Source organism: Streptomyces sp. NPDC052107 (assembly GCF_040680215.1).
Taxonomy (GTDB): domain Bacteria; phylum Actinomycetota; class Actinomycetes; order Streptomycetales; family Streptomycetaceae; genus Streptomyces.
Window position 1 is genome coordinate 13,022 of record NZ_JBFAWG010000060.1, and the last position, 15,803, is coordinate 28,824.

The 15,803-nt window shown below is 70.7% G+C and carries 12 protein-coding genes and 2 pseudogenes; 10 read left to right on the forward strand and 4 right to left on the reverse strand.

The annotated features are described in order from the left end of the window. Nucleotides 1–77: 77 nt before the first annotated feature. Together AB0M27_RS35945 and AB0M27_RS35950 are read right to left on the reverse strand one after the other, a co-directional pair. Nucleotides 78–860, reverse strand: coding sequence for a class I SAM-dependent methyltransferase (locus tag AB0M27_RS35945; RefSeq protein WP_365728251.1), 783 nt, complete (start codon nucleotides 858–860; stop codon nucleotides 78–80). Between the two features lie 150 nt (nucleotides 861–1,010). After that, on the reverse strand, nucleotides 1,011–1,694 hold the full coding sequence (locus AB0M27_RS35950; protein ID WP_365728253.1) for a PepSY domain-containing protein: 684 nt from the start codon (nucleotides 1,692–1,694) through the stop codon (nucleotides 1,011–1,013). 123 nt (nucleotides 1,695–1,817) lie between these two features. On the opposite strand from AB0M27_RS35950, the pseudogene AB0M27_RS35955 reads away from it, so the two are divergent. The 4 genes and pseudogenes from AB0M27_RS35955 to AB0M27_RS35970 all read left to right on the forward strand — a co-directional run. Next, nucleotides 1,818–2,009: pseudogene (locus AB0M27_RS35955) on the forward strand (response regulator); the annotation flags it as partial. A gap of 643 nt (nucleotides 2,010–2,652) precedes the next feature. Beyond that, nucleotides 2,653–3,396 (forward strand): beta-phosphoglucomutase family hydrolase, encoded by a 744-nt coding sequence (locus AB0M27_RS35960; protein WP_365728254.1) that lies wholly within the window; start codon nucleotides 2,653–2,655, stop codon nucleotides 3,394–3,396. Next, a complete protein-coding gene (locus tag AB0M27_RS35965; protein WP_365728256.1) occupies nucleotides 3,393–5,789 on the forward strand; it encodes a glycosyl hydrolase family 65 protein in 2,397 nt (798 codons plus the stop codon). The genes AB0M27_RS35960 and AB0M27_RS35965 overlap by 4 nt, the downstream gene beginning before the upstream one ends. 37 nt (nucleotides 5,790–5,826) lie before the next feature. Continuing rightward, nucleotides 5,827–5,973, forward strand: a pseudogene (locus tag AB0M27_RS35970) (IS5/IS1182 family transposase); the annotation flags it as partial. 169 nt (nucleotides 5,974–6,142) lie between these two features. Here AB0M27_RS35970 and AB0M27_RS35975 read toward each other — a convergent pair. Together AB0M27_RS35975 and AB0M27_RS35980 are read right to left on the reverse strand one after the other, a co-directional pair. Continuing rightward, on the reverse strand, nucleotides 6,143–6,715 hold the full coding sequence (locus tag AB0M27_RS35975; protein ID WP_365728259.1) for a dihydrofolate reductase family protein: 573 nt from the start codon (nucleotides 6,713–6,715) through the stop codon (nucleotides 6,143–6,145). A 142-nt stretch (nucleotides 6,716–6,857) separates the two neighbouring features. Then, nucleotides 6,858–7,022 (reverse strand): hypothetical protein, encoded by a 165-nt coding sequence (locus tag AB0M27_RS35980; RefSeq protein WP_365728260.1) that lies wholly within the window; start codon nucleotides 7,020–7,022, stop codon nucleotides 6,858–6,860. Nucleotides 7,023–7,516: 494 nt separating this feature from the next. Here AB0M27_RS35980 and AB0M27_RS35985 point away from each other — a divergent pair, with 494 nt between their 5' ends. From AB0M27_RS35985 to AB0M27_RS36010, 6 genes are read left to right on the forward strand one after another with little or no spacing between them, the layout of a single operon-like run. Beyond that, complete coding sequence (locus AB0M27_RS35985; RefSeq protein ID WP_365728262.1) at nucleotides 7,517–10,255, forward strand: insulinase family protein; 2,739 nt, start codon at nucleotides 7,517–7,519, stop codon at nucleotides 10,253–10,255. Continuing rightward, nucleotides 10,252–11,622 (forward strand): TldD/PmbA family protein, encoded by a 1,371-nt coding sequence (locus tag AB0M27_RS35990; protein ID WP_365728264.1) that lies wholly within the window; start codon nucleotides 10,252–10,254, stop codon nucleotides 11,620–11,622. The genes AB0M27_RS35985 and AB0M27_RS35990 overlap by 4 nt, the downstream gene beginning before the upstream one ends. Next, a complete protein-coding gene (locus tag AB0M27_RS35995; protein ID WP_365728266.1) occupies nucleotides 11,619–12,935 on the forward strand; it encodes a metallopeptidase TldD-related protein in 1,317 nt (438 codons plus the stop codon). The genes AB0M27_RS35990 and AB0M27_RS35995 overlap by 4 nt, the downstream gene beginning before the upstream one ends. Further along, complete coding sequence (locus tag AB0M27_RS36000; RefSeq protein ID WP_356310670.1) at nucleotides 12,932–13,207, forward strand: PqqD family protein; 276 nt, start codon at nucleotides 12,932–12,934, stop codon at nucleotides 13,205–13,207. Before AB0M27_RS35995 ends, AB0M27_RS36000 begins: the two co-directional genes overlap by 4 nt. After that, complete coding sequence (locus AB0M27_RS36005) at nucleotides 13,204–14,139, forward strand: prenyltransferase/squalene oxidase repeat-containing protein (RefSeq protein ID WP_365728268.1); 936 nt, start codon at nucleotides 13,204–13,206, stop codon at nucleotides 14,137–14,139. Before AB0M27_RS36000 ends, AB0M27_RS36005 begins: the two co-directional genes overlap by 4 nt. Further along, nucleotides 14,136–15,662: an alkaline phosphatase family protein gene (locus AB0M27_RS36010; protein WP_365728270.1), complete on the forward strand. Its 1,527-nt coding sequence runs from the start codon at nucleotides 14,136–14,138 to the stop codon at nucleotides 15,660–15,662. The genes AB0M27_RS36005 and AB0M27_RS36010 overlap by 4 nt, the downstream gene beginning before the upstream one ends. Nucleotides 15,663–15,803: the final 141 nt, after the last annotated feature.

Sequence of the window (15,803 nt, forward strand, 5' to 3'; positions counted from 1 at the left end):
CGGCCTCTCACCAGGTCTGATGCATCTGCTCGCCAAGCCGAGCGGACCCATGGAGATCGATGGGTGTCGCTGAACCGCTACGCCGCCATCGCGTGCGTGACCCGGATCTTCGACTGGCCGTGCGGGCGCCGTTCCCAGTCGTCCATGAAGCGGGCGCTCAGACCGTGCCGTCCAGCCAGCGAGAGGAGGGTTTCGGTGCGGTAGTAGAAGTCCTCGTGGAGCACCTGGTGCTCGGTGCCCTCCGTGCGGTCGAACGTGAAGTCGAAGAAGCCGCCGGGGGCCAGCACCCGCCCGACGTTGGCCAGGCACTCGTCGATCACCTCGAGCGGCGAGTGCGAGAAGACGCTGTGGGCGTGCACCACGGTGAACCAGCCCGGGGGCAGGAAGTCGAGCGTCAGGTTCTCGACGAGGGCCAAGTGGGGGAGGCGGCCCTGCAGGCCCCGGCGGACGAGGGTGCGCTGTGCCTCGAGGAGGATGTCCGGCGAGATGTCGATCCCGTAGTAGTGGCCGGGTGCGAGGTAGTCGATGAACCGCCACCCCGCGCGCAGGTTCCCGCAGCCGATTTCCAGCATCCGGTCCTGCGGCTTCACCCTGTGTTCGAGCAGGTAGTCGAACTGCATCTGCCCGAGTGCCAGCCAGCCGGCCTCCGAGCCGCTGCCGACGGCACGCTCGGGGCTGCGCGCGGTGTCGGAGGCCATGACGGCGCGGTAGTACGCGACGTGGTCACGGTGCCGCAGGCCCAGCCAGGTGTTCCGCGCGGCCCGGCGCAGATAGGGAGGGATCCGACCAGGGTGCCGTACGGCATAGCGCAGCTTGTGCCCCAGAGACGACCTGTTCCTCGACAGCTCGGGCTTCGGCATGGCTGCCTCCGTGATCCACGACAGCCCCCGCCTGGCAGCGTAGCCCGGCGCACGCGGTACGGCCTCCCCACAGCGCGGTGTGACCGGGCGGGGCGGGGGTGTCCGCCGGAGCGGTCCCCGCCCGGTCCGTCGTACGCCGGTGCTGTGCCGTCAGTCCTCGTCGTGGTCGCCGGAGTCGTTGCCGTGGTGGTTGTCGTCGTCGGTCTTGGCGGCCGTGACCTTGCCGTTGGCCGCGTCAACGGTGACCTCGTGGTCCTTGCCCTTGGTGTCCGTCACGTCCACGTGCCAGGCAGTGGTCTTGCCGTGGTCGTTCTCCAGGCCGGCGGAGGTCGCGGTGCCCTTGACCTTGGCGAGGGCGGCGTCCACGGCCTCGGCCAGGTCGGTCTTGGCCGACTTGGCGAGGGCGGCGTCACCGCTGCGGTCGTCGGAGCCGTTGTCCCGGTCGGGCTTGGTCGCGGTGACCTGGCCGTCGGTGCCGTTGACGGTGACCTCGTGCTCGGTGCCCTTGGAGTCGGTCACGTCGACCTTCCAGACCGGCTTGCCGTTCTGGCCCTCCAGGTCGACGGCGGTGACCGTGCCCGCGACGGACTTCGTGGCGGTGCCGGCGGCCTGCTTGATGTCCACCTTGGCGCTCTTGATCAGCGTGGCGTCGTTGTCGTGGTCGTCGTGGTCGGTGCCGGGGGAGGTGGTGGCGGCCACCTGGGTGTCGTCGTGGTCGCCCTCGTCGGTGAAGGCGGTGGCGGTCGCCGCTCCGGCTCCGCCGAGGACCAGGGTGGCGGCGAGCGCGGCGACGGTACGGCGGCGGCCGGTCAGCGTGTGCTCGAGGGACTTCATGAGGTTGCCCTTTCTACCTGGTGACTGTTTCGTTCTGACGCCGTCCACCATGGGCGAGGGATCCTGAAGCTCCGCTGAAGCTTCCTGAAGATCACTTCAGGAAGGGGCTGAGACGCTGGACGCATGCGCCTGCTGATCGTGGAGGACGAGAAACGCCTCGCCACCGCCCTGGCCCGTGGCCTGGGCGCCGAGGGCTTCGCCGTGGATGTGGCCCATGACGGCGTCACCGGTGTGCACTTGGCGCAGGAGCAGGATTACGACCTGATCGTTCTGGACATCATGCTGCCCGGCCTGAACGGCTACCGCGTGTGCGCGTAGCCGCGGGCCGCAGGTCGTGACACGCCGATCCTGATGAAGCCGATGTCGGCCAACTCGTGGGTGATCCGTTGTGCGGACCACTTGTGCTCGCGCCGCCAGATCCCGATCTTGTCGATCACCCGCGCGGACCACGCGTTCGGATTCCGGCGCGGGGTCGACGGGCGGTCTTGCAGGCCAGCCTCACGGCGTTCCTTTTTGGCGTTGGTGCCCCCTCGACGGTCCGGGGCATCCGCGCGGGTGCGGAGGTCGTACCGCGGTCCATCTCCGATCGGACCGGGGCCTTCCGTCGGCGGCAGCTCTGTCGCTGCCGCGCCTGTCCCTGGGGAGGGGAGTTGTGTGAAGACGCGCCCTGACACAGTCCTTGGTCGCCTCGCCGTGGCTTCCCGCCCTCCATGGCCCTGGCTGCGCATTCATGTAGCCAGTTGGCGGACCCGCATCCTCCTGGCGGGTGGCGCTCAAATCCGTGAGCGCCCACTCACCGGCGGCCCGGTCACCAGGCTGCGCGCGGCCGCCGCCCGCCACGCGTGCTACTCGCACGGCATCAAGGCCGCCCGCACCGCCTCGACCGACCGGGTGTCTCCCTGCGTGCCGGACGGTGTCCTGCCGCGCCCGTCCGCAGGTGCCTTCTAGCCTCTACGGCATGCTGGGGCTTCCTGCGCACGTCCGTGCCTGCCTGTTCGACCTCGACGGGGTGCTCACCCAGACCGCGAAGGTGCACGCGGCCGCCTGGAAGGAGATGTTCGACGGATATCTCCGCGAGCGCGCGACGCGCGAGGGCACCGAGTTCGTGCCGTTCGACGAGGTCGGTGACTACGACGAGTATGTGGACGGGCGGCCCCGTGAGGACGGCGTGCGCACGTTCCTCGCCGCACGCGGGGTGCACCTGCCCGAGGGATCACCGGACGACCCGCCGGAGGCGGAGACGGTGAACGGCCTGGGCACCCGGAAGAACGAGCTGGTCCTGCGGCGTATCCGCGAGGAGGGGGTGGAACCCTACGACGGCTCCGTCCGGTTCGTGCACGCGGCGCGGGCGGCGGGCCTGCGCTGCGCGGTGGTGTCGTCGAGTGCGAACACCCGGGACGTCCTGCGAGCGGCCGGCATCGAGGACCTGTTCGAGGAGCGGATCGACGGAGTGGTCGCCCACGAGCGCCGGCTGCGGGGCAAGCCCGCCCCGGACACCTACCTGGAGGCGGCCCGAGGGCTCGGCACGGATCCGGGAGAGGCCGCGGTGTTCGAGGACGCCCTCGCCGGCGTCGAGGCCGGGCGGGCGGGACGGTTCGGTGTGGTGGTGGGCGTCGACCGGGTGGGCCAGGCGGAGCAACTGCGGGCCCACGGCGCCGATGTGGTGGTCCGTGACCTGGCCGACCTTCTGGAGGACCGGTGATCACCCATCCCAGCTTCACGGTCGAGCCGTGGTGTCTGCGCGAGACCGAGCTGAACCTGGACGTGCTCGCGCAGAGCGAATCGGTCTTCGCCCTCTCCAACGGGCACGTCGGGTGGCGCGGCAACCTCGAGGAGGGAGAGCCGCACGGACTGCCCGGCGCATACCTCAACGGCGTCCACGAACGGCATCCACTGCCCTACGCCGAAGCGGGCTACGGCTATCCCGAGTCCGGCCAGACGATGATCAACGTCACCGACGGCAAGATCTTCCGGCTGCTGGTCGACGACCACCCGTACGACCTGCGCTACGGCCGACTGGTCGCGCACGAGCGCGTCCTGGACTTCCGCTCGGGCATCCTTAGCCGCACCGCACGATGGACCTCACCCGGCGGTCGTACGGTGCGGATCTCCTCGCGGCGGCTCGTGTCCTTCACCCAGCGAGCGGTGGCCGCGGTGGTGTACGAGGTGGAGCCGGTCGACGGGCCGACCACGGTGGCCGTGCAGTCCGAGCTCGTCGCCAACGCGCAGCTGCCGCGATTCGAGGGCGATCCGCGCGTGGCCGCGGCGATCGAGTCACCGTTGGTGGCCGAGGAGAACTTCGCGTACGACACCCGGCTGCGGCTGGTGCACCGCACCGACCGCAGCGCGCTGCGGGTGGGGGCAGCGGCCGACCATCTCGTCGAAGGGCCGGAGAGCACCCGCTGGACGGCGCAGTGCGAGGCTGACGTCAGCCGTCTGACGGTGACCGCGGATCTGGTGCCCGGGCAAACGCTCCGGCTGGTGAAGTTCGTGGCGTACGGCTGGTCGGGGGAGCGTTCGCTGCCGGCGGTGCACGATCAGGTGGACGCGGCGGTGGCGGCCGCTGTCAGCACCGGCTGGGACGGTCTGGCCGCGGCACAGCGGGCGTACCTGGATCGTTTCTGGGCGGGCGCGGACGTCGAGGTCGAGGGCAGCGCGCGCATCCAGCAGGCGGTGCGGTTCGCCCTCTTCCATGTGCTCCAGGCGGCGGCCCGTGGTGAGAACCGGGCGATTCCCGCCAAGGGCCTGACCGGAACCGGGTACGACGGGCACTGCTTCTGGGACACCGAGTCCTACGTGCTCCCCGTGCTGACGTTCACCGCTCCGGAGGCCGTCGCGTCGGCGTTGAGGGCGCGTCACCAGATGCTTCCGGCGGCGCGGGAACGCGCGCGTCAGCTGGGGCTTGCCGGGGCGGCGTTCCCTTGGCGCACGATCGAGGGTGCCGAGTGTTCCGCCTACTGGCCGGCCGGAACGGCCGCCTTCCACATCAACGCCGCCATCGCCATGGCCGCCGACCGGTACGTCATGGTGACCGGGGACGAGGACTTCGAACGCGGTGAGGGGCTCGACCTCCTGGTGGACACCGCGCGGCTGTGGCGCTCGCTCGGACACCACGACGCGGAAGGCGTCTTCCACATCGACGGGGTCACGGGGCCCGACGAGTACAGCGCGATCACCCGCGACAACCTGTACACCAACCTGATGGCCCGGCAGAACCTGGTCTCGGCCGCGGACGCCGCCGTACGTCATCCGGAACGCGCCGCGGAACTCGGTGTCGACGACGAGGAGTCCGCGGCGTGGCGGGACGCCGCGGCCCGCATGGCGCTGCCGTACAACGACGCGCTCGGCGTGCACGAGCAGTCGGCCGGTTTCACGAGTCTCCAGCGCTGGGACTTCGAGGCGACCCCGCCCGAGAACTACCCCCTCCTGCTGCACTACCCCTACTTCGACCTGTACCGCAAGCAGGTGGTGAAACAGGCCGACCTGGTGCTGGCGATGACGGAGTGCCCGGACGCCTTCTCCGACGAACAGAAGGCACGCAACTTCGCCTACTACGAGGCGCTGACCGTCCGCGACTCCTCCCTGTCGGCCTGCTTCCAGGCGGTGCTCGCCGCCGAGACCGGCCATCTGCGCCTGGCCTACGCCTACCTCGGCGAGGCCGCGCTGATGGACCTGGACGACCTGGAACACAACACCCGTGACGGGCTCCACATCGCCTCCCTCGCCGGGACGTGGATCGCGCTGGTCGCCGGCTTCGGAGGCGTGCGCCGGTACGCCGGCGACGACGGGAAACCGGCTCTGCTGGCCTTCGCACCGCGCCTGCCGGAGGAGCTGTCCAGGGTGGCGTTCACACTGCTGGTACGCGGATGCAGGCTCAAGGTGGACATCGGTTCGTCCCATGTGCGGTACCACCTGGTGGACGGCGATTCGCTGGTCGTGCTGCATTACGGGGAGCCGACGACCCTGACCGCCGACACCCCGGTGGACCGCCGTCTGCCGCACGCACCCGTGCGCCCCGAGCCCCAACAGCCCCCGGGTCGCCGCCCAGTGGGACTGCCCACAGAGGAGGAGGACCGGGCGGTGCCACAGGAGTAGGGCGTGCCGCTGCGATGGGCTGAGCAGCTGATCGGATGTGTCTGTCCGATGGGCGATCAGTGATGCGATGCGGGACCAGATCGAGCCATTGATGCCGGCCGATCCGGTTCGTGGGCGACGGCGGGCCGATCACCGCGGCACGATCGAGGCCATCGCGTGGAAGTACCGCACCTGCTCGCCCTGGCCGCAGAGCCGGGCTCCTTCAAACTGCGGGGGTCCGCTGGGAAATGCGGGCCGGCCGAAGGGCGAGCTGTGTTGCCCGGCCCTTGCCGCTGGCGGATCGGCTGGTGCCATCGCGGCCGGGTGGCGTCCGTCCTCGCAGGCGCCGGCAGGGCTGGATGCCCGGAGCATCGTCAGTGGATTACGTCGAAGACCTGCTTCTGCAGACCGTTGCTGTAGGTGTCGTGCTCGACGAGCTCGAGCTTTTGCGTGTCCTTGTCCGTGGTGCTGAACAGGCGCTTGCCGGCGCCGAGCAGCAGCGGGTAGACGAGCAGATGGTAGCGATCGATCAGGCCGGCGTCGGAGAGGCTGTGGTTGAGGGAGGCGCTGCCGTGGACGATGATCGGGCCGCCCTCGGTCTTCTTCAGGGCGGCGACCTCGTCGAGGGAGCGCAGGATGACGGTCTCGCCCCAGTTGGAGACCAGCTTGTCCTCGGTGAGGGTGGTGGAGACGACGTACTTGGGCATCAGCTTGTAGTGCGCGAACTCGACCATGTCCGGCCAGACCGGGCTGAACGCCTCGTAGCTGACCCGGCCCATCAGGATCGCGGTGGATTCCAGCTGTTCCCGCTCCTTGATCTCGAATGCCTCGGGGACGAACTCCACTTCCTTGAAGGTCCAGCCGCTGTTGCGGTAGCCGGGTTCGCCGCCCGGCGCCTCGACGACGCCGTCGAGCGAGATGAAGGCGGTGCTGATCACGGTGCGCATGGGATTTTCCTTGGTGGTGTAGCTGCGTGTTGCAGGGCTGCTGGTAGGCGTTTGCGCCGTGTGCGCGGCGGGAGTGTCCGGAAGGAGTGGGGGCACGGACCGCTGCGGGTGCAGATGATCCGGTAGTGCCGGGCGCGGGGCGTCAGGCGATGAGGCCGGTCGGCCACCGCTGCCAGGCGGCCTCGGCGCCGTCTGTATCCGTGCCGAAGAGGTGGTGGCGCCTCGGCACGACGCCGGGGGAGTGGTGGAAGGTGGGGACCCCGTCGTGGGAACGGACCGCGATGCGTTCGTCGTCCGACCGAGTCAAGTCGCCGTCCGATGACGGTAGTTGACCTCCCGTCGGGGCGTGGCGGCCGGTCGGACCGGGCTCGGTCGGGGCGGCGGGATCCGGGACCGTGTCAGGTCCAGGGACGCCTCGGCCGCGGCGGGTTCTTCGATCACAGTGACGTCCAGCACCGCTCCAGGATCTGACCGACAAACAAATTTGTCAAGGACGGAAAAGTTGTCGGTCGCCTTGTCCTGGGGCGCGACTGCGGCCCGGTGGTTGACCTGCCGACTGTGGCGGGGATGGCCGCAACCGGGATGACCCGTCGGCCAGGTTGGCCGGTTCTCGGCGTTCTTCGGCTCGAATGAAGAATTCCGAATACGGACGATCAATGCTCCTCATTTCTTTTACTTCTCGGGTGTGGCGATCTTTGTGAGCCCGGTGTAGCGTCCCTGCCAACCATCGCTTTCCGCCAGTAATCGACCAAGCGGCTCGGGTACCCGACGAAGATCGCAGCCGCCACGGGGGTTGATCGAGTGGAGCACGGCTTTTCCCTACTACGCAGCGCGTATCTTTCCGACGACGGGGCAACGGCAAGCTTATTCAGGCACGCGGTGACGGGCGCAGAAGTCCTGGTGGTTCCCTGCGCGGACGAGGAATGTTTTCTCGGTGCGGGTCTGCGCACTGCACCGGACCAAGATCTCGGGATTCCACACGTACTTGAGCATCTCGTCCTGGCGGGATCCCACGCCTTCCCGGATCTGGATCTCGTAGGAGCCCTGCTATTTGGCTCGCCGGCCACATTTGCCAATGGTGCTACACGCCCCGACACCACCGTCTACGGGGTTGCGACCAGGGGCCGGAGAAACCATCTTGCGCTCATTCCGATTCTGGTCGAGACACTGTATCGGCCGCAGTTGTCGGCCACGGTGTTCGAAGAGCTGGTCGGCTCTCCGGACGGAAGCGGCGCCGGAGTGGTCGTCAGTGAAATGACGGGTGTGTTCGGGAGCCCCGATCAACTGCACCCGCTCGAAGCGCGGCGTCAGCTCCTCGCGGGGCATCCCTGCTCCGGTGTGTCAGGGGGAGATCCGGCCCGGCTCAGGAAACTGGCGGTTGGCGATGTGCGTGCTTATCACCGGGTGCATTACGTGCCGTCCAACACCTTGTTCTTCCTCTACGGAGCCGTGGATGTGACCGCTGCCCTGTCGGCGCTCGCCGCGGCACTGGGCGATGTGCCGGGCAGCCCGGCCGCGGCGCACACCGGTCCCTCGGCCAGGGGGCCGGTGCGGGCGGTGACCCGGGCCGTCGCCGGGTCCACGAGTGTGGCCGGGGTCAGCTGGGCGCTGCCGTCGCTGACCGATGCAGCGAATCGTTTCGCCGCGCGGGTGCTCGCACACGCCCTGGCTGATCCGATATCCGGGCTGCTCGCCGGCCGGTTGGCCGCGCTCGGCTCCCCGAGCAACCGGCCCGCCCTTGAACTGCACGGTTGCACTCCCGTCTTCGGCGTCGCGGTCGGCGACGTCACCGAGGATCGCCTCGACACGCTCGAGCGCACCGTCACCGCAGCGATGACCCAGGTGGCCGACGAGGGCCTGCCGGCCGCCGACCTCACCCGGGCGTGCAACCGCGTCGAGATGACGCTCCGGCAGCCGCGGGCGGGCGGTGGGGGCGCGGGGCGCGCACTGTTCGACCGAGTGATGACGGCTTGGCCGTACGGCGCCGACCCGCTCGCGGAACTACGCCTGGACGAGGCGTCGGCCCGCGTCCGCGCATGGTGCGAGGACCCCGGTGGGCACATGCGCCATCTCGTACGCACCTGGATCAGTGAGAACGAGCACCGGGTCACCCTGCTGACACTTCCCGGAGACCCTTCACGGGACCTTCACACGGAAAAGAATCAACGGCGCAAGAAAGCGTCCGGATCCGCCCGGCGTAAACGTCGGCCGCCGCTTTTCGGTGACTTCACCATGGACCATGCATCAGAGGTTCCGCAGGAGGTCAGCATGGCTGCCACGGGCATCCCGGTGCAGCACTGCACACTCCCCACGCACGGGCTCGTCCATCTCGACGTCGCCGTTTCGCTGGCCGGTCTGCCCGCAGAACTGATTCCCCTGGTTCCGGTATGGGCACGAGCCGTGTCACGCGCCGTCGAACACGAAGCCGCGGACTTCGGGGCGAGGGCTCGGCACTCGTTTCTCCCCGGCCCGCCGCGAGATGGTGACGCCTATGTCGTCCTGCACACACAATGCCTGCAGCAGCACGCCGAAATGCTGACCAGCACCCTGGGACGGGTCATACCGGGAAGCATGTCCGCCGCCGAGGTGAAGACCGCGGCGGAGGCACATAGGACCTTTTTGCGCGCCCTCCGAGGACCGCGGGTCCACCGGCTCGTCGACACCCGGCTCTTCAGCGGAATCGATGTCGAGGGATGTCTGGCCGAACTCGTCTCCGGAAAGTCGGCGTGGGACAGGCTCGCCAGCGCTCCACCGAATGCCGCGCAGATCGCGGAAATACGGGGCCGCATCCTGGGACGCGGACGAGTGTTTCTCGGCCTGACGACCGCGTGGGAAAAGGAAACCGACCGGGCACGCGCCACGGCGGAACACCTGGCGGAACAATTGGCCGGGCACCGGACCGAACTCGTCCCCGAACCGCCGACAAACGGCTGGGGACCGGCCGAGCCACCGCGTCTCGAGGTCCTTGAGGCACCGGCTCCACTCCACACCGTCGGCTGCGTCCTGCACCCGTCGTACGGCTCCGTCACTCCCGAGCATCAGGCGGTGGCGAGCCACCTGACCGGCGGCTGGCTCATGAAGCACGTCCGGGAACGAGGCGGCGCCTACGCGGGGCTGATGGACGCCGACGATCTGCGCGGCACGCTGCGGCTGCTGTCCCTGCGGGACCCCCGTGACGCCGGCACGCTCCGGGACTTCCTTCGCCTCGGCACGGAGCTGGCGGCGCTACGGCCGTCGAAGCAGGACATCCGTCACGCCGTCCTCGGGGCCGTCAAGCAGATCGTGCCCGCGGGCACCGCGGCTGAGCGCGGGCTCGCCGCACGCCGGGAGTGGCTGGCCGGGCGCCCCGCCACGGACATCGCTCGCAGAGTGGAGCGGCTCGTGCACACCGGTCCCGAGCACTTCAGTGAAGTCGGCGTCCATCTGGAACGCCTCGCGGACCAGGGGACGTTCGTCGCGCATGCGCCGCCGGACGACGTCGCGGAGACCGAGGACCGGCTGCGCCGTGCTCTTGAGTCGGCACCGGAGACGGCCCGGTGACGCCGCCGGAGTCCGCTGCCGTCGTCCTCGCGGCCGACGTGCTGTCACGTATGCGGCGCGCCCTCCCGGGGGCGCGCGCCGTCGAAGTCTTCGTCGACCAGGCGCTCTCCGTGGAGACGGCGGCACTCGGCGATCAAGTCATCCGCCACGAGGAGCGGCTGGTCGGAGGCGTGGGAGTACTGATCGAGCAATACGACGGCACCACCTGCCGCCTCGCCACCGACAGCCTCACGGACCGGGGCATCGACGCGCTCGTCCGCCCAGAGGCGAGCGAGCCGGGGAACGATGGCCCGCAGGACGGCCTCCTTCCCGCCCCCGCCCTGCCCGGGGACGCCCTCGCCCTGAACCGAGCCGCATTCACCGACGCCGCCAGGGGGGCACACCCCCACGACGGCGGTATCAGAAGCCGGGCCGCACACCACCACCGCGTCTGGGCGGTGGCGCACTCCGACGGCCGGCGGGCCGGCGGCCACTGGTCCGGAAGCGAGCTCACCGTGCGCTGCCAGATGGCCGAAGGTGCCCGGAAGGCGACCGGACAGCACACGGTCCGGACGCGGACGGCGGCCGGTCGGGCCGACGAAGCCTGGGATCCCGCGGCCGCCGGACGCCTCGCCGCCGCCTCCGCGCGGCACGTGCTGGACAGCGTCGAGTGCCGACCCGGGTTCCTGCCCGTGATCTTCGCGCCGGCGGCAGGAGGGGTGTTCGTGCACGAGGTGTGCGGCCACGCCCTGGAGGCGGACGTCCTCGAACGTGGCTCCGTCCTGCGCGGCAGGTCGGGGCAGCGGCTCGGTCCCGAAGGCCTGACGGTGGTGGACGACCCGCTCCTCCCGGGCGGCTGGGGCTCGTACACCCACGATCACGAAGGTGCCGCGGCCAGCCCGGTGACCCTGCTGGACCGCGGGCGCCTGACCGGATGCCTCACCACCCGGGACACCGCGGGGTGGAGCGGCCGGCACAGCACCGGCCACGCCCGCAGACCGGGGCACCGGCACCCGGCCCTGCCCCGGATGAGCAACACCTACGCCCTGCCCGGGACCCAGTCACCGGAGCAGATCCTCGCGGACACCGCCGGCGGCCTCTATGTGAGCACCATCGGCGGTGCCGAGGTCTCGCCCAGCAGCGGGGCGTTCTCCGTCCTCGTACGCGAAGGGTTCCTCATCGAGCACGGCCGGAAAGGCCGCCCGGTGTCCGGGGTCCGGGTGATGGGCGAGATCCTCTCGACCCTCCGCGACATCGACCGGGTCGGCGACGACGTGCGGCACCGTGCGGTGCACTGCAGGAAGGCGGGGCGGTGGGAGCCGGCGGGCGTGGGCCAGCCCACGCTGCGCGTCAAGGCCCTGGCCGTGGCACCCGGAGGTGCCTGGTGATCCCGGACGCCACAGCGCTGCTCGCCGACTGCCCGGACGACGCGGAGATCTACGCCGAATCCTACTGGAGCGACGCTCTGCAGCTGACCGACCGGGGTTTCGACACCACGGTGACCACGACGGCGGGCGCGGCCGTACGGTGCTTCCGACGGGGCGCTGTCGGCTTCTGCGCCACACACGACCTCGGGCCCACGGGAATCGCGAGGGCCGTGGCCGCCGCCGCCCGAGCCGCCGAAACCGTCGTACCGAACGACGCGGAACTGCCGGCCGATCCGCGACGGACGCCCGACTTCGTGGCGGGGCCGCGTCTGGCCGATGTCCGCCGGGTGGACCTGGGCGAAGCGCTCACGGCTGTGCGCACCGCTCTGACCGATCGGCGCGATGCCCTCTGCACTCCGGTGACGCTCAGGGCCGAACTGGGCCGCCGCCGGACCGTGATCTGCAACGGCACCGGGCTGGCCCGCGCGTTCGAAGAGGCCTATGTGCACGTCAGCGTCTCCGCCCTGGTACCGGACGAAGGGGGACACGGGATGGGGCACGCCTCCTGGTGGGGGCGGGACCTCGGCGATCTACCGGTGCACGACTTGGCCGGGCAGCTGGTGACGGACGGTCGGGCGCGCCGGGCGTCGAGCAGCCGCCGGTTGCGCGGCGAGCCGCTGCTGGTCACGGCACCGGTCGCCGCCCGGCTGCTCGCGCAGTGCGCCGGTCTGTTCGTCTCCCCGGCCGCACCGGGGCCGGCGGACCGGCCTCTCCCCGCCGTCACCGTGGAAGACGATCCGACGGCCGTGGACGTGGTGGGCGCCGCACCGTTCGACGGCGAAGGGATCGTGACCGCGCGCAAGACCCTGATCGACGCGGGCCGGCGGGTGGGACGCCTCGGCGACCACCACACCAGGCGGCGCACCGGTGACCCGCTGGCCTCCGGAAACGTCCAGCGGACCTCCTACACGCAATGGCCCGCCGTGGGGGTGAGCGTGCTCACCCTGCGTCCGGCGCACGCGCCGCGGGACGCGCTGCTCAAGGCGGCCGGCGAGGGCTTTTTGGTCCAGGGGGTGCGAGGGCTGTCCGCGGGAGAAGGCCGGCTGAGCGCCGAACTGCTGGGCGTCCCCCTTCACCAGGGCGAACCGGCCGGCCGCACCGTGCGCGTTCCGCTCACCACCACACCGGCCGCCCTGCTCGGTTCCATCGAGCAACTGGGCACCGCGGTGCACCGGCACGGCCCCGTCGGCGCCCCGGATCTGCTGCTGGACGGGGCGCGCCTCGCCGCCGCACACCGTCGTCCCATCTCTAGCCACCAGGGAGAGCAGTCGTGACAACCGTCTATCGACGCAACGACCAGATCATCGATCGAGTGGAACCCGACGGCCAGTACTTCCTGTTCAATCCGGTCACGGCGAAATTCAGCAAGCTCAATCGCATCGCCGGCGTGGTGTGGGACCTGCTCGGTGACGCCCGCGATCTCGACGGACTGACGGACGCCATGCTGAAGCGGGTCAAAGGGGTCGACCGGGGCAAGCTGCAGTCCGATGTACGGCGGCTGCTCGACGACATGGAATCCCGGGACCTGGTGGTCGTCGAGCCATGAGGATCACCGAAGGCAGCAGCACCGCGGAACTGGCCCGCGCGGCGGCCCGGGACGCGGTCGCATGGGTCATGGCACAGCCGCCCGACCGGTTCGCCATCGACGCCCAGTGTCTGGTGGTCGAGTCGGGCCTGGCGCCGGAGCCGCCCTGGCTGCGGCCCACGAAACTCGAGCTCGTCCATGGGGCACGGCTACCCGAGGGCGGCTACGAGAGCAAGTACGGTGGCGGCGAACCCTCGGTGCTGTGGACGGCCGACGCCGCGCGGCGGCTGCACCTGGACGGCGACGCGCGGTGGCTCGCTCCGGCACTGCGCTGGCTCGAACAGCGCCAGCTCCGCGACGGAAGCTGGGTGGAGAGCGACTCCGTGCCGTGGGCCCGCAGTTGGTACCGCGCACCGCGAGCGCATGTCTGGATCACCGCGGCGGTCGCGCAGTCGCTGTGCAACGTGATGGAGGCGGCCGCGCTGACGGCCAGGGCCATGACGTTCCTCGAACGGGGCGCCGGCCGGTACGGCAGCCTCGCCGAAGGGCCCAATCCCGAACTCGCTCTGCGTTTCGCGGGATTCGATCTCTTCAGCACGGCCGTCGTCGTCGACCTGTACCGCCTTGTCCGCCGCCCCTTCCCGGCGGCCGCCACGGCCGCGGAGCACCTGCTCGCCCGGCAGGAACCGGACGGCAGCTGGGAGCAGGCCACAGATCCCACGCAGGCCGTGCTGGGCGCTCTGGTCCAGCTCGGTCACGCCCGGCGCCCCGAGGTCGCGGCCGCCGTCAGGGCCCTGACCCGGTGGCGGAACGAGGACGGAAGCTTCACCCACCGCCCCGGCGATCCCGGCGACTGGACGCTCACCGCGTACACCGCACGCACCCTGCACCGCTATGCGGTGGCCATGGGCGACGACCCGGCGACAGCCGACGGCACGAGGAGGAACCGATGAGCGCCGTGGACCCGCAGGCCGCGATAGTCCTCGCCCCCGGGCTCGACCACCACCTGCTGCGCGGCTGGATACGCGCGGGCCTGCTGCCCCACCTGGCCCAGGCGATGGTGCGCGGTGGTCTGCGCCCGGCATACCCGGCCGGGCCCACGGACCCCGCGGCGTTGTGGCAGACCGTACTCGGCGACTCCCCGGACGCCTCCGACGGCCTGCCGGCCCGGCTCAGCGACGCCGGCCACGACGTGCTGACCGTGTTCCTGCCCCGGCACCGCGCGGCGAACGGCGTGCGCAGCCCGATCGCGCCGCCGCCCGTCCCGCACGACTGCACTCCGATGGACCCCTACATGGTCGTCCTGGAGGAAGGGGCGACGGAGCCCGGTAAGCCCGTGACGGGTGTGGGAGGCACGGCCACGCTGCAGGGCAACGCCGGCGAGCCGTACCCCGGGCTCACCCTGGAGGCGGCACCCGGTGACGACGGCCGTCGACTGCGGCTGCGCCTCGCGGGCCACGAGACGGTCGTGCCGGAGCGGGGCTGGAGCCCGTGGGTCGCCTTCGACTCGGCCCGGGGAACAGCGGTGAGCCGGTGCGCGGTGCTGAGCACCTCACCTGTCGTCGTCTATGTCGCTCCGCCCCAGGACGGTGCTCGCTCCACCGCGGGTCCGGTGCCGCTCACGGGGACGCCCGGCACGCTCGCCGCCCACAGCGACGGGGTGCTCGACGACGCGCTGGTGTCCGAGTTGCTGGCCGACTGCGGGTCGCGGGTGAACGAGATCATCACCGCGGCGGCCGACGAGCGCCCGTCCGTGCTCCTGGCCTGCGTTCCCTACATAGAACCGGCACAGCACCACCTGTGGCACCAACTCGACTTCACAAGCCACTGGTTCGACAGCCGTGAGCATCCGCAGCCGGCGGTGCTGCAGGCCTATCTGCAGCTGGACGAGCTCGTGGGCGCGCTGTCCGCGACGTATCCGGAGTTGTTGATCGCCTCACCCCATGGATGCCAGTCGCTGCGTGCCACGGTGGATCTCAACGCCTGGCTGCGCGCCAGCGGCCTGCACGGGCAGGCCCACAGCCCGGACGGCCGCGGTCTGCGGCTGCGTCTGCGGGGCCGGGACGCGGACGGTGTGGTGTCCGCGGCGGCCGCGCCCGCCCTGCTGGACGAGATCGCCGGCCGGCTGTGCAACCTTGCGGAGATCGACGGCTCGGGCCTGGTCGTCAGCCGTGTGGAGATCGCCGAGGGCGACCCCGCGTTGCGCTCGCCGGACGAGCCCGACGCCCTGGTCCACTTCACGCCGGGGCACCGGGCCCGGCGGGAGACCGACCGGCCCGCCGCGGGGGATGTGGTGCTCGTCCGGTCTCAGCTGCGGATCAGCGGCCACCACTGCGATCTCGATCCGTTCTTCGTACCGGGCGGGGTGCTGACCACCCGTCCGCCCGCGCCGGGTCCCGTCGCATGGCGCGGCCTCGCGGCTCTGGTGGACGAACACCTCGCCGCGGCCGAGCCGGTGCCGGCCCGGCACCACTGAACGCCTGCCCCCCGAAGGGCACCTGGGATGCCGTCGAGCCTGCCACGGAAGGAGGTGACTGGCATGGAGCACATCGAGACGCTCGAGACCTCCGAGGACGAGCTGCTGGCGTACAGCGAGCCCGAAATCGACGACATGGAG